This window comes from Pseudoalteromonas sp. SG41-1, from assembly GCF_014164575.1.
In the GTDB taxonomy this organism is placed as follows: domain Bacteria; phylum Pseudomonadota; class Gammaproteobacteria; order Enterobacterales; family Alteromonadaceae; genus Pseudoalteromonas; species Pseudoalteromonas rhizosphaerae.
On the sequence record NZ_JACJFL010000014.1, the window covers coordinates 37,602 to 52,294 of the forward strand.

Genomic DNA, 14,693 nt, shown 5'->3' on the forward strand with positions numbered 1-14,693 from the left:
TAAAAAACCAGCCGAAGCTGGTTTTTAAAACTGAATTTTCATTCTTTACCTATTAAGCACAGGTAATATTTGCAAACTTACGCTTACCAACTTGATAAATAGCTGTGCTGCCTTTTGCAATTTCAAGCTTAGTATCAGTGACCTTTTCTTCGCCATTGATTTTAACTGCGCCTTGTTTGATCATTCGCATAGCTTCTGATGTACTCGCAACTAAGCCTGCTTCTTTAAGCAAGTTAGTAATAAATACGGTATCTTCATCAATCGTTACAGTCATATCTGGGATATCATCCGGTAAGGCATTTTTTTGAAAACGTTTAATAAAATCTTCATGCGCACCAACAGCTGCCGCATCGCTGTGAAAACGAGCAATCATTTCTTTTGCTAAATCGATTTTAATATCACGCGGATTAGTACCTTGTGCAACCTTTTCTTTAAGCGCAGCAATTTCGTCAATTGATAAGCTACTTAGCAAATCATAATAACGCCACATCAGCTCATCACTAATAGACATGATCTTACCAAACATATCGTTAGGGGCATCAGTAATACCAATGTAGTTACCTAATGACTTAGACATTTTTTGCACACCGTCAGTGCCCTCAAGTAAAGGCATCATTAATACGGTTTGTGGCTTTTGGCCTTCGTCTTTTTGTAGCTCTCGACCCATTAATAGATTAAAGCGTTGATCAGTACCACCGAGCTCAACATCAGCTTCAAGCGCAACTGAATCCCAACCTTGCACTAATGGATACAAAAACTCATGAATCGCAATTGATTGTCCGCCAGCGTAACGCTTTTTAAAATCATCACGTTCTAGCATACGAGCAACCGTTTGACGTGCTGCTAGCTTGATCATACCTGCAGCGCCTAAATTCTCCATCCAAGTTGAATTAAAAGCAACCGTGGTTTTAGCCGGATCAAGAATTTTAAATACTTGTTCTTTATATGTTTCAGCATTTGCCAATACATCTTCACGGGTTAGTGGCTTACGAGTTACATTTTTACCCGTTGGGTCACCAATCATACCGGTGAAATCACCAATTAAGAAAATCACTTCATGACCTAAGTCTTGGAAGGTTTTCATTTTATTAATTAGCACAGTGTGACCTAAGTGTAAGTCAGGTGCAGTTGGATCAAAACCAGCTTTGATCTTTAGCTTTTTACCAGACTTTAGCTTTTCGACTAACTCGTCTTCAATTAATATTTCTTCAGCACCGCGTTTTATCTCTGCTAGAGCGGTTTGTAAGTCCACTATGTATTACTCCAAAAAATTCAGTCAGTCTGGTGATTCTAGCGTAAATCCGCGCCAGTTTAAATCTACAAAACACTGGTATTAACGCTTTATTAAGTATATCCTGCAATATTAGTGATTAATTATCTTGACAGCAGGAAAAGGCACGTTATGGTTCGCGTTGTGCACACTCTCCCAAAAAAACACAAATTGCTTATTTTAGGCTTGGTTTCTGCTATTGCTGCTTTAACACTCATTCCTTCAGAAAAAGCCACCGCCTCTAAAGACAATAGCGCTGATGCGTTAGAAATTGGCAAGCGCTACGAATTACAAATTAAAGTTGATGACGTTGAGCAATTAACTGAATTAAATTCGCAAGAAGATGCAGCAAAACTCCCAGAATACGATCTCATCGATTTCGAAGTTAAAAACGGTGACAATTTAGCACTTATTTTCAAACGCGCCGGATTCTCGGCGCAAACCGTTCATAAACTGCTTAATACCAATGCAGAAACACGTAAACTTAGTAAAATTCACCCTGGTGAAACATTAAGCTTTGCTACCGCCGAAGATGGTTCTTTGGCACAGTTACGTTATGTGATTTCAAAAACAGATACCCTGTTCGTTACATTAAATGAAGAAGGTAACTACGATACGTCTATTGATAGTAAAGAAATTGAAACATTAACTAAATCAACAGGCGGAGAAATTACTAACAGCTTTTGGACCTCAGGTATTGCTGCTGGTTTAAGTGAACGGCAAATAATGAACTTTGCTGATATATTCGGTTGGGATGTGGATTTTGCCAATGATATCCGTAAAGGCGATCAATTTGGTTTAATCTATGAATCGCATTATGTTGATGGCGAGTTTATTGGCACAGGTAAAATTATTGCCGCTGAGTTTATTAACCAAGGTCAACGTTACGCGGCTATCCGTCACAGCGATGGTACTTTTTACACGCCTGAAGGGCGTAGTATGAAAAAAGCATTTTTACGTGCACCAGTTAACTTTAAATATATTAGCTCAAGCTTTAATCCGCGTCGTTTACACCCTGTAACAGGACAAGTAAGAGCACACCGTGGGATTGACTACGCAGCTCGTACTGGAACGCCAGTAGTTGCCTCTGGTAATGGTAAAGTAATTAAAGCTGGTTACAGTAAGTATAATGGTAACTATATATTTATTAGTCACGGCACACAGTACGTCACTAAATACCTACACCTTAACAAGAAACTAGTTAAAACGGGTCAAAAAGTTAAGCAAGGTCAAAAAATTGGTACTGTCGGCTCCACCGGTCGTGTAACAGGCGCGCACTTACACTACGAGTTTTTAGTTAACGGCGTTCACCGTAACCCTAAAACGGTTAAGTTACCGAAGTCAGAGCCTCTGCCTCGCGACGAGCTTGCTAAGTTTAAACCAATAGCAGATAACTTCTTAGCGCAGCTAGAGCGCAACCGAGAGCTACAGTTAGCGCTTAAGTAAAGCGGCCAGAAAATATAAAACCGTTGCTATGCCAATAGCAACGGTTTTTTTGTGGAGCTGTAGCCATAAGCCATAAGCCATAAGCCATAAGTCATAAGCCATAAGATTGTGTGTTCTGACCCCGATAAAATAGTCACGCGTTAATTTACAATAAAACAAAACTAATCAGCAACTAACTGTATACATCAATAGCAGCTTGAATTTTGTCCAATGTTACTGCTCTCTACCATTTGGGTGTATTGCTGCATTTAGAAAAGTGAAACGAAGTTACTAATTATATACAGCTGTTTATTTGATGACTAAGATAAATACATCGTAATATGGAGATTTGTCGGTTTATAAAACGACAAATGTCGTAGATAAAATTATTAGGCAACCCTATGTTTAACATCTTCAAAAAGGTAAAGTTTGAGCCCGAATTCCCAATCATAGAGTTGGATTTAACTCCTGATAAAGTATTCAGAAAGCTATCGACTTTCTCATCAGTAGAAAGGATTGAAGATTCAAGTAAAAAAGACATAGATTTTGAATTTGTTGTTGAAAATGACGTAACTCGTATTCACGTAGGCTTTGCGAATGATAGGGTTTCATACATAAACTATCTCACAGATCAGTTTAATAGCAGTGAGAATGAAAAGGCGGAGAAGCTTAATTGGTTTTTGGAATATTACGGCAGCAAGGAAGAGTATGGTGAGCCAAATAACACTGCCTATATGATATTTTTTCATAACACCAAAAGTAAACTCTCAATTGTATACGGGCTTCACATGGGAGCTATTCGTGTCAATAACCTTGCAGATGCCTAACAAGTTTGTCATACGGAACCCTTTTGCTACGTTTAGTTTTGACTGGCTTTGTCATTGTGCCCCCATCAATGATTCTGTATGAAACTAGACAACCAAGAATTACATGACTTATTAGTCAAAAAACATGTTAAGTACTTCATCTGCAAACTCACTTGCAACAGCAATGAAATTTATTGAATAAGTAGGACAACAAGGACGGAGAAGCGATTTATTTCTCATGCTGAATATGTATCCAAATATCTATCGATGATTTTAAACCTGTTGAGGCTAAATAGTACAAGCTAAAAGTTTGACTTCACACATAATGGTTCATGAATCGTCAGTTATTGCATTTAAGACATCCGATAATGCTGTGCATTGATGCAGACTGGCAGGATATTTTTCGTTGGGTTTCGGGGTGTTCAACCACAACCTACGCAGGCAATTTTAACGCTGGGCAACTTACTGCTTCTAGCTGCCCTGAATCTTAAAACTGACGGCTACGCTCTATCTCACCAACACATAAATCAATTGCACAACCAATGAAATCATCACTAATGGCCAGATGTATTTGGCATATTTAGTCGCACCATCTAGGCCCATTTTAGACTGATACTTTTCAAGTAGTGGCACAAGAATGATTAATGCAACAAACAGTGAAATTAAAATCACGAAGATATTCATACCATTCCTATTTAATAAAATATCTATCGAGTATACCTAGGGTCTGTTTATCTTTCGAGGTTAAATTTGCAGCTGCGCGTTTGGTTTTTAGGCAAGGCAGAGCCTATGTAGTGTGGTTATTCCCCATAAATAGGAGATAACGCGGCATAAATGCCAAACACGCGCTGCCCGAAGGGTTCTGCCTAGGGGCGATTAACTCTTTGTTGCTCGATTTTTACTTAGCCCACTAGGTTACAAATCTCGCGCCGTGATTAAATCGCCCCTAGTTTGAGCAAATTTTAACCCTGAAAGGTCAACAGACCCTAAGCGCAAAAAAAAGCGCAGTAAATACTGCGCAGTCGGTTGGAAGTAAAAGTTACCTCACCATACTCAGCTCGCTGGGTATAGTTTAATGATTTATTTAACCTACCAGCGCTAACAAGATACCTGCAGCCACAGCACTACCCAGTACTCCCGCAACATTTGGTCCCATTGCATGCATTAATAAGAAATTATGCGGATTATTCTCCAGACCCACTTTATTAACTACGCGTGCAGCCATTGGCACAGCTGATACACCAGCCGCGCCGATGAGTGGATTGATTGGTGATTTAGAGAACTTGTTCATACCTTTTGCCATAAATACACCTGAAGCTGTACCAATTGCAAAAGCCAAGGCGCCGAGTACCAAAATACCAATTGTTTCTACGGTTAAAAACTTATCTGCAGCAAGCTTAGAGCCTACAGCTAAACCAAGGAAAATAGTGGTGATATTTATGATCTCGTTTTGTGCACTATTACTTAAACGGTCAACCACACCAGACTCTCGCATCAAGTTTCCTAAACAGAACATGCCTACCAGTGGCGTTGCTGCAGGTAAAAACAAAATCGTTAAACTCAATACCATTAACGGAAAAATAATTTTTTCCTTTTTTGATACGGTGCGTAACTGTGGCATTTGAATTTTACGTTCTTCTGGTGTGGTTAAAGCCCGCATAATTGGCGGCTGAATAATTGGCACCAACGCCATATATGAGTATGCAGCTACGGCGATAGCACCCAATAAATCAGGAGCAAGTTTTGAGGCTAAGAAGATTGCCGTCGGGCCATCTGCACCACCTATAATCGCAATTGCTGACGCATCTTGTAAAGAAAACTCAAAACCTGGTACATAGTTTAGTAAAATTGCGCCAAACAAGGTTGCAAAAATACCAAACTGAGCTGCAGCACCTAGCAATAACATACGAGGATTAGCTATCAAGGCACTAAAATCAGTGAGTGCACCAACACCCATAAATATTAATAATGGGAATACACCGGTATCAATCCCAATATGATAAACGTAATACAGCAAACCACCGGGGTCTGATAAGCCCGCTACGGGGATATTTGTTAATATTGCCCCAAAGCCAATTGGTAATAATAATAACGGCTCAAAGTTGCGCGCAATTGCCAGATACAACAATAAACACCCTACTGCGATCATAATAAGCGCAGGAAATGTAAAATTAGCAATACCTGTTGCTTGCCAGAGGTTTAATAATGCTTCCATCCTCTGAGCTCCTAAGCTAGTGCTATCATAGCGTCACCCGTTGCCACTGAATCACCTTCAGCAACAAGAATTTCAGCAATAGTACCGGTGTGGGTTGCACGAATTTCAGTTTCCATTTTCATCGCTTCCATGATGATCACTACATCGCCTTCATTTACCGTTTGACCCGCTTTCACCTTGATTTTAAAGATGTTACCAGCAAGTGGAGCGTTAAGTGTTTCGCCGGAAGCAACTGACGCCGATTGTGGAATATGCTCACTATCTTTAAGTGTTACTTCTTTAAGCTCACCGCCTTGTGCAACCACTACATCATAAACTTTACCATCTACTTTTACGCTGTACTGCTCTGCTTTTACTGTGTTGCTGTTACTTTTTTTATTGCTAACTGGTTGTTCTTTATTAGCAGATTCAGCACTTGGTACAGCTTCGAAAGCATCTGGGTTATTACGATTTTTAATGAATTTCAACCCAATTTGTGGGAATAATGCATACGTTAAAACGTCATCAATCTGCTCATCCGCTAAGCTTAAGCCTTGCTCTTTTGCTTCTTTTAATAACTCAGCTTGGAGTATTTCTAGTTCTGGTTGCAATAAATCAGCTGGGCGGCAAGTAATGACTTCTGCGCCATTAAGTACGCGCTCTTGTAATTCTTTATTCATCGGCGCAGGAGTTACGCCATACTCACCTTTTAGCACTCCGGCAGTTTCTTTGGTGATAGTTTTATAACGCTCGCCCGTCAATACATTTAATACTGCTTGTGTACCAACAATTTGTGATGTTGGTGTAACTAACGGTAAATAACCTAAGTCTTCACGTACACGTGGGATCTCAAGTAATACTTCATTCAATTTATCCGCAGCACCTTGCTCTTTAAGCTGGTTTTCCATATTAGTTAACATGCCACCAGGCACTTGCGCTAATAAAATACGGCCATCAACACCTTTTAAGCTGCCTTCAAACGCGGCATATTTTTTACGAACATCGCGGAAATAAGCAGCAATCTCTTCGAGTTGATTTAAATCCAGCTCAGTATCACGTTCAGTACCTTCAACAATCGATACAATCGTTTCAGTTGCGCTGTGTCCGTAAGTCATACTCATTGATGAAATTGCGGTATCAAGCATATCAATACCTGCATCAATCGCTTTTTGGTAAGTAGCAGTACTTAAACCTGTTGTGGCATGACACTGCATTGCAATTGGGATAGAGACTGTTTCTTTTAACGCTTTGATTAACTCTTCTGCATCGTATGGTTTAAGCAAACCAGCCATATCTTTAATACAAATTGAATGACAGCCTAACTCTTCAAGCTGCTTGGCAAGCGTTAACCACATATCAAGTGTATGAACCGGGCTTACTGTGTACGAAATTGTACCTTGTGCATGTGCGCCAACTTTAATCGCAGCTTTAATAGCCGTTTCAAGATTACGAACATCGTTCATCGCATCAAAAATACGAAACACATCAACACCATTTTTGTGCGCTCGCTCTACAAATTTTTCAACAACATCATCTGCATAATGACGATAGCCTAAAAGGTTTTGACCACGTAATAACATTTGCTGTTTAGTATTTGGCATAGCTTTTTTAAGAGCACGAATACGCTCCCAAGGATCTTCACCCAAATAACGAATGCATGAATCAAAAGTAGCCCCACCCCATGATTCGATCGACCAGTAACCTGCATCATCTAATTTTTGTGCAATCGGTAGCATGTCATCCAAACGCATACGCGTTGCTAATAATGATTGATGCGCGTCTCTAAGTACTAATTCTGTTAATTTTAATTTAGCCACAAGTCATCCCTTATAGTTTTTGTTTATTTTTGTACTGAGCTATGGCAGCACTTATCGCAGCGATGTGTTCACTTGGTACACCGGGTGCTTTGATCGATGGTGTGCGCGTTGGCATTACAACCGGCTGTTCAAAGCGGCTCGCTAATTTAGACATAGCGGTAATTGCTGCAATCAACAACGAAAGAAAAACGAAAACTCCCACCATCCCAGTGAGCATTAAGTTTGCTGCAGTAGCAAGTAATTGACCTATATCCATTCTGCCCCCCCCCTGAGTATTCTTACCCACCCGAAAGATAGGTAAAAAATCACTTTATTTAAATATTTATGCAATAATCATATCAAAGAAACAGACCAAGTCCAACACTTTGTAAATTGGTAAAACCAATTAATATAAAGCTAACATATCTTCAGCAAAGTTAACACACTGCTTTTTACTATAATTTAATAGGATATAGATGATAAAAATACTGAATATAGCTATAACTTATAAGTGAAATCTAATCTGCACCTTAATAACTTACCAACCGAACTACTCAACAACTGTTAAATTAATGAAAAAGCACTCAACATGAAATTGGTCTTACCAAAAAATCATACTGAAATATTTATTTTTCAGGACGCCGAGTATAAGTTACAGATAAAGCTGTAAATAATTCCCACCTAATTCATGAAAATAAATAAAATAAACACTATCCTATTGATAATAAAGGATTTAAATACATGGCATGTAACTGGCATTATTTACTCTGAACAAATTAACAAACCAAGGAGACGACAATGTTACGCTGGACAATTACATTTTTAGTTATTGCGCTTATTGCTGCAGTGTTAGGTTTTGGTGGTATCGCAGGTGCCGCAGCAGGAATTGCTAAGATTATCTTTTTTATCTTTATTGTATTGTTAGTTATTTCACTCGTTTCAGGTGCGTTGCGCGGCAATGTCCCTAAGTGATAACAATTTATTTTAAATAACAACACATTTATTAATTTTACAAGGAATTACATTATGAAATCGACAACTATTAAAACTGCTGTGATCGCTTTATTCGCTAGTTTTTTTATCATGGGTTGTGAAGACAATCATGCAGAAGAGGCCGGTGAACGCATCGATGAAGCTGTAACCGACGTACAAAACAAAGTAGAAGACGCCTGTGAAGAAGTAAAAGAAGGCGTTAACGCTAAAGAAACTAACTGTTAATCCAGTTAGATACAAATAATAAAAAACGACTCTTTTGAGTCGTTTTTTGCATTTTAAGAGAAGTTAAAATTAAGCTCTCGCTTCTAGCATTAGTCGCTTCATGTCACGTACTGCTTTATCTAATCCATCTATGGCTGCACGCGCTATAATTGCGTGACCAATGTTTAGTTCGTAAATCTCTTTCATAGCAGCAATCGGTTTCACGTTATGATAATGAAGACCGTGGCCGGCGTTTACTATCAAACCCAAACTTGCTGCATACTTTACACCTTGATGAATATGCTCAAGTTGTTTTTGTATCTCGGTATCAGTTTGCGCATCCGCATAAGCGCCAGTATGAATTTCAACATAAGGGGCATTACAGGCTTTAGCTGCATCTAGTTGTGCTTTGTCTGCATCGATAAATAACGATACTTTAATACCGGCGTCAGTTAATTTTGCTGTCGCGGCTTTAATCTTATCTAGATTACCAACAACGTCTAAACCGCCTTCGGTGGTCAACTCTTCGCGTTTTTCTGGTACTAAGCAAACATAAGCTGGCTTAACATCTAAAGCAATATCAATCATTTCATCTGTAACCGCTATTTCAAGGTTCATTCGTGTTTGGATTGTTTTAGCCATCACATACACGTCACGATCTTGAATGTGACGACGGTCTTCACGTAAATGAATAGTGATCCCATCAGCGCCAGCATGCTCAGCAACACTCGCAGCATGTGCTGGATCTGGGTAACTTGTACCCCGAGCTTGGCGTAAGGTAGCAATATGATCAACGTTTATACCCAAAAGAATATCTTTCATTTTTTTACCTGTAAAAATAACGGTTAAAAATACCGTATTAAGATTGTTGGTGAATACCCAAACTATTTGGATATAAACAGCTCGCGACTTTTTAATGGTTTTTTGCCTAATAAAGGCTTCATTAAATGACGACTTAATTGTTTTGCCATATATAACACATCCGGCGCACTAAAGTCATGAGCTGCAATTGCATTTAACTGCGCGCCAGAAAAGCCACTGCCTTGATTTTCTTGGGCAACAAAGCCGTATTCAGCAAAGTAACTATACGTTTGCTCTGCCGAAATTGGATCGCCTGCGGCATCAAAACTAAAGTCAACGCCATAGCCTAATAATTCTAATAATTGAAATTCATAAGAACGTAATACAGCTTGTAAGTTAGGGTGCTGGTTAAGCTGTTGTAGGTGAGTTTTATACAATTGATAGGCATGATCAATTGGTTCATTAATTGGTACAATGCGGTTGGTTAGTTCATTTAGATAAAACCCACAATAAAGCTGATCCCCAACTAGTGTGGATTGCGTGCCATGTAGTTCAAATCGTTGGATATATTTCAGGTCGTGTTTACCGGTATAATTTACCAGTAAAGCTTGGAAGGGTTGTAACTGAGCTTTGTATTTTGTTGCTTGGCGACCGCTAATTCGCGCCAGCATGCGCAACTGGCCAACGCCTTCTACTAACATATCAAGCATTACTTGTGAGTCACTAAAAGGACGTCGGTGTAATAAATATGCCGTGTAGAAGTCGCTATCCATAAATATCGCTTAGGCTATTAATCTTCACCATAGCCTAAACTGCGAAGTGCTCTCTCGTCGTCAGCCCAACCTGATTTAACCTTCACCCAAAGTTCTAAAAACACTTTATTATCAAGCATTTCTTCGAGATCTTTACGGGCTTCGCGGCCAATCACTTTAAGCTTTTCGCCTTTATTACCAATAACCATACGTTTTTGCGTTTCACGCTCAACTAAAATCAAGCCATTGATATGCCAAATGCCATTTTCTTGCCATTTAAACTGCTCAATTTCAACGGTAACTGAGTAAGGAAGCTCCTCACCCATAAAGCGCATCAACTTTTCACGGATCACTTCGGCTGCCATAAAGCGCATTGAACGATCTGTTACGTAATCTTCAGGGAAGTAAAATTCACACGGTGGTAAACGCTTAGTTACTTCATCTTTGATCAGGTTGATATTTTTACCTTGAGTCGCAGATACTGGCATAATGCCAACAAAATCAAACTTTTCGCCTAACCACTTCATATGCGGTAGCACAAGGTCACGGTCTTTTACTTGATCAATTTTGTTCATCACAAGTAATACTGGTTTGCCATTTTGCTTTACTTTGTTAAGCACCATTTCATCGTCAGCATTCCAATGAGTACCTTCAACAACAAAAATAACTAGCTCAACATCACCTAATGAACTTGAAGCAGCACGGTTCATTAAACGGTTAATGGCACGCTTTTCTTCAACATGCAGGCCTGGTGTATCAACATACACGGCTTGGTGCTTACCTACAGTATGAATACCCATAATACGGTGGCGTGTGGTTTGCGGTTTACGCGAGGTAATACTTACTTTCTGCTCAATAATTTCATTAAGCAAGGTAGATTTACCAACGTTTGGGCGGCCAACAATAGCGACCATGCCACAAAAAGTATCTAAATCACGCGTGTGCGGTTGGATCAATGTATCAAGATTCATTTTTAAGTATCTTCAACGCTTTTTCAGCGGCTTTTTGTTCAGCTTTACGACGAGAACTGCCAACTGAGATGATGCTATCCATACCTTCAACAATACATTCAACCGTGAACGTTTGATTGTGTGCCTGACCTTTAGTATCTACTACAGTATAGCCTGGCAAAGGTAATTTGCGGGCTTGTAAGTATTCTTGTAGTAATGTTTTAGGATCTTTTTGGTTTAAACCTGGCGAAATGGCATCAAGGCGAGATTCGTACCACGCCAAAATCAAGTCTCCACAAACATCAATGCCAGCATCTAAAAATACCGCACCAATAATTGCTTCAACCGCATCAGCTAAAGTTGATTCACGTCTAAAACCACCACTTTTAAGTTCACCCGGCCCTAAGCGTAAGTAATCACCTAGGCCAAACTCTAAACCAAATTCAGCTAAGGTTTGTCCACGCACAAGCGTTGAACGCATGCGGCTAAGATCGCCTTCACGCGCTTTGGGGAACTTACTATATAAAGCATTGGCAATGACAAAGCTTAAAATGGAATCGCCCAAAAACTCTAAGCGTTCATTGTGTTGTCCTTTATGGCTGCGATGGGTCATCGCCTGCTCAAGCAATACTTGATCAATAAAGGTATACCCTATTTTGCTATATAACTCTGTTACATTTTTTTTCATTGTTACTGAATATTACCTAGGCGTTCAAAACGAACACCAGTTGGAACCCAGCCTGGTAAAATGTCATCTGGGCCATTCTCAAATTCAAAACTCATCCATATAAAGACAGCTTTACCCACCAAGTTTTCTTTTGGCACAAAGCCCCATACGCGACTATCTTGGCTGTTATCGCGGTTATCACCCATCATAAAATAATGATCAGCCGGCACTACCCATTCATCAGAACGTGTACCCGGTTGTTGATAGTAACGCCCTTTCATTTCCAGCGCTTCAGGGTTAATTAAAATATTATGTTTTAGCGTAGTCAAATTTTCATCTAACCGGACTAAATCCATAGAGCCTTGCTTAAATTCATCGCGATTAATGATCTCCATATCAATTTTATTAAATTCATTACACAATAAGTCACCTTGCTGTGTTTGTCCTTGCTCGCAATTTGGCTGAATGTATAAACGCTTATCGCGGTAAACGATTTTATCACCCGGTAAACCAATCGCACGTTTAATATAATCAATACGTTCGTCTAATGGGTATTTAAATACCACAATATCACCACGTTCAGGCTCTGCAACATCAACTAATTGAGTGCGCCAAACAGGGTCTTTCACGCCATACGAATATTTCTGTACTAAGATAAAATCGCCAACTAATAGTGTCGGCATCATTGAACCTGATGGTATTTGAAACGGCTCGAATATAAACGATCTAAAAATCGTAATAGCCGCAATCATCGGAAAAATTGATTTTGCCGTTTCAGTAATCGTCGGTTCTGGCGCAATTAATGCTGCAGTTTCTTCATCAAGCTCGCCGCCAGCAGAGCTTTGCGCAAGATCTAAGCGTTGCTGCCTTTTTGGTGCAAACATAAAATGGTCAATTAACCAAATTAAGCCTGAGCCTAGAGTTAACAAAACTAAAAATATTGAAAAATAACCTGCCATGCATTAAATCCTTTATCTTACGTAATTTGGTTAAGAAACTTACTTACCAACTTTAAGAATCGCTAAAAATGCTTCTTGAGGCACTTCAACATTGCCTAGTTGCTTCATACGTTTTTTACCATCTTTTTGCTTTTGAAGTAGCTTTTTCTTACGACTCACGTCGCCACCATAACACTTCGCAATTACGTTTTTACGTAATTGCTTAACAGTGGTACGAGCAATAACATGCGCGCCAATTGCCGCTTGAATTGCTATATCAAACATTTGACGAGGGATAAGTTCTTTCAACGCATCAGCTAATTGACGACCACGCGATTGCGCGCTGTCTCTGTGAACAATAATCGCAAGCGCATCAACGCGCTCACCATTGATTAATATATCAACGCGCACCATGTCTGATGTTTGAAAGTGCTTAAAGTTATAATCCAGCGAGGCAAAACCACGACTGGTTGACTTTAACTTATCGAAAAAGTCCATCACCACTTCTGCCATTGGCAGTTCATAAGTAACAGCGACTTGCTTACCGTGATAGTTCATCTTAGTTTGCATACCACGCTTTTCAATACAAAGCGTAATAACGCTACCTAAGTACTCTTGTGGTACAAGAATATTAGCTTCAACAACGGGCTCACGAATTTCTAAAATATCGTTTACAGCAGGTAAATCAGATGGGTTATCAATCTGAATCGTACCCTCTTTAGTTACAACTTCATAAATTACCGTTGGTGCGGTGGTAATTAAGTCAATATCATATTCACGCTCTAAACGCTCTTGAATGATTTCCATGTGCAACATGCCCAAGAAACCACAGCGAAAGCCAAAGCCAAGTGCTGTTGAATTTTCTGGTTCGAAGAATAACGACGCATCATTTAAGCTAAGTTTATTAAGCGCATCACGGAAAGATTCATACTCATCCGAGGCAATTGGAAACATACCGGCATAAACTTGTGGTTTAATTTTTTGAAAGCCCGGTAAGCGCTCAGGTGCTGCATTTTTTTGATGGGTAATAGTGTCACCTACTGGCGCACCATGTATTTCTTTAATACCCGCAATAACAAAACCTACCTCACCAGTTCTTAAAATACCGGTGTTGGTTTGCTTTGGTGTAAAAACACCAACCTGATCTGCAGTGTGTATATGCTCGTTCGACATAATTTTTATCTTGTCGCCCGTTCTTAATTCACCGTGCTTAATACGCACCAGCGATACAACACCTTGATACGGGTCAAACCATGAGTCAATGATAAGCGCCTGTAGCGGTTTGTCTTTATCACCCACTGGTGGCGGTACGTCCTTAACAATCATTTCAAGAACTTCGGCAATACCCACACCTGTTTTAGCGCTACATTGCACGGCATCTAGGGCATCGATACCAATAATATCTTCAATTTCTTCGGCTACACGAAGTGGATCAGCTTGTGGTAAATCGATTTTGTTTAATACCGGAATTACTTCTAAATTCATTTCGATGGCAGTGTAACAATTCGCTAGAGTTTGCGCTTCAACACCTTGACCGGCATCAACAACTAATAATGCACCTTCACACGCTGCCAGCGAGCGCGATACTTCATAAGTAAAGTCAACGTGTCCCGGGGTGTCGATAAAGTTAAGTTGGTAAGTTTCACCGTCGTTGGCTTTATAATTTAGAGTTACACTTTGCGCTTTAATGGTGATACCACGCTCGCGCTCAATATCCATTGAATCCAATACTTGCTTTTGCATTTCGCGGTCTGTTAAACCACCACAAACTTGGATCAAACGATCTGAAAGGGTCGATTTACCGTGGTCAATATGGGCGATGATCGAAAAATTACGGATATGCTTCATAAACTGGATTCTAAACTTCTATTTTAATGGACTGAGTGTATAAAGCCGC

General features: G+C 39.7%; 15 protein-coding genes. 4 read left to right on the forward strand and 11 right to left on the reverse strand.

Annotation, left to right across the window (positions count from 1 at the left end; translation table 11 throughout):
- Positions 1–52: 52 nt before the first annotated feature.
- Positions 53–1,252, reverse strand: coding sequence for a tyrosine--tRNA ligase (gene tyrS, locus H5203_RS10270; protein ID WP_145237578.1), 1,200 nt, complete (start codon positions 1,250–1,252; stop codon positions 53–55).
- Positions 1,253–1,402: 150 nt separating this feature from the next.
- Here tyrS and H5203_RS10275 point away from each other — a divergent pair, with 150 nt between their 5' ends.
- Positions 1,403–2,716, forward strand: coding sequence for a peptidoglycan DD-metalloendopeptidase family protein (locus H5203_RS10275; protein WP_145237580.1), 1,314 nt, complete (start codon positions 1,403–1,405; stop codon positions 2,714–2,716).
- A 380-nt stretch (positions 2,717–3,096) separates the two neighbouring features.
- Positions 3,097–3,522: a hypothetical protein gene (locus H5203_RS10280; RefSeq protein ID WP_182734484.1), complete on the forward strand. Its 426-nt coding sequence runs from the start codon at positions 3,097–3,099 to the stop codon at positions 3,520–3,522.
- 486 nt (positions 3,523–4,008) lie between these two features.
- Here H5203_RS10280 and H5203_RS10285 read toward each other — a convergent pair whose 3' ends face one another.
- The 4 genes from H5203_RS10285 to H5203_RS10300 all read right to left on the reverse strand — a co-directional run bounded on the left by H5203_RS10285 (position 4,009) and on the right by H5203_RS10300 (position 7,768).
- The gene (locus tag H5203_RS10285; protein ID WP_167542971.1) at positions 4,009–4,185 is read right to left on the reverse strand and encodes a hypothetical protein; all 177 of its coding nucleotides are present in this window, start codon (positions 4,183–4,185) and stop codon (positions 4,009–4,011) included.
- A 400-nt stretch (positions 4,186–4,585) separates the two neighbouring features.
- A complete protein-coding gene (locus H5203_RS10290) occupies positions 4,586–5,716 on the reverse strand; it encodes a sodium ion-translocating decarboxylase subunit beta (protein ID WP_145237582.1) in 1,131 nt (376 codons plus the stop codon).
- Between the two features lie 11 nt (positions 5,717–5,727).
- A complete protein-coding gene (gene oadA / locus H5203_RS10295; RefSeq protein ID WP_182731880.1) occupies positions 5,728–7,512 on the reverse strand; it encodes a sodium-extruding oxaloacetate decarboxylase subunit alpha in 1,785 nt (594 codons plus the stop codon).
- Between the two features lie 10 nt (positions 7,513–7,522).
- The gene (locus H5203_RS10300; protein ID WP_182731879.1) at positions 7,523–7,768 is read right to left on the reverse strand and encodes an OadG family protein; all 246 of its coding nucleotides are present in this window, start codon (positions 7,766–7,768) and stop codon (positions 7,523–7,525) included.
- Positions 7,769–8,289: 521 nt separating this feature from the next.
- Between H5203_RS10300 and H5203_RS10305 the strand changes: the two genes are divergently transcribed.
- Both H5203_RS10305 and H5203_RS10310 read left to right on the forward strand, forming a co-directional pair.
- A complete protein-coding gene (locus tag H5203_RS10305; RefSeq protein ID WP_145237585.1) occupies positions 8,290–8,463 on the forward strand; it encodes a DUF1328 family protein in 174 nt (57 codons plus the stop codon).
- Between the two features lie 54 nt (positions 8,464–8,517).
- Entirely contained in the window at positions 8,518–8,709 is a 192-nt protein-coding gene (locus tag H5203_RS10310; protein WP_149980895.1) for a hypothetical protein, read from the forward strand.
- Between the two features lie 69 nt (positions 8,710–8,778).
- Here the strand turns inward: H5203_RS10310 and pdxJ are convergent, their stop codons facing one another.
- The 6 genes from pdxJ to lepA all read right to left on the reverse strand — a co-directional run bounded on the left by pdxJ (position 8,779) and on the right by lepA (position 14,644).
- Entirely contained in the window at positions 8,779–9,510 is a 732-nt protein-coding gene (pdxJ, locus tag H5203_RS10315; RefSeq protein WP_182758784.1) for a pyridoxine 5'-phosphate synthase, read from the reverse strand.
- Positions 9,511–9,572: 62 nt separating this feature from the next.
- Positions 9,573–10,262, reverse strand: a complete 690-nt coding sequence (gene recO / locus H5203_RS10320; protein WP_145237591.1) for a DNA repair protein RecO — start codon at positions 10,260–10,262, stop codon at positions 9,573–9,575.
- Positions 10,263–10,279: 17 nt separating this feature from the next.
- Positions 10,280–11,212, reverse strand: a complete 933-nt coding sequence (era, locus tag H5203_RS10325) for a GTPase Era (protein ID WP_145237593.1) — start codon at positions 11,210–11,212, stop codon at positions 10,280–10,282.
- Positions 11,202–11,879: a ribonuclease III gene (gene rnc, locus H5203_RS10330; protein WP_145237595.1), complete on the reverse strand. Its 678-nt coding sequence runs from the start codon at positions 11,877–11,879 to the stop codon at positions 11,202–11,204. Before rnc ends, era begins: the two co-directional genes overlap by 11 nt.
- 2 nt (positions 11,880–11,881) lie before the next feature.
- On the reverse strand, positions 11,882–12,817 hold the full coding sequence (gene lepB / locus H5203_RS10335) for a signal peptidase I (RefSeq protein ID WP_182758783.1): 936 nt from the start codon (positions 12,815–12,817) through the stop codon (positions 11,882–11,884).
- A 39-nt stretch (positions 12,818–12,856) separates the two neighbouring features.
- Positions 12,857–14,644 carry a translation elongation factor 4 gene (gene lepA, locus H5203_RS10340; RefSeq protein ID WP_182731876.1) on the reverse strand — a complete coding sequence of 596 codons (1,788 nt, stop codon included), beginning with the start codon at positions 14,642–14,644 and terminating at the stop codon, positions 12,857–12,859.
- Positions 14,645–14,693: the final 49 nt, after the last annotated feature.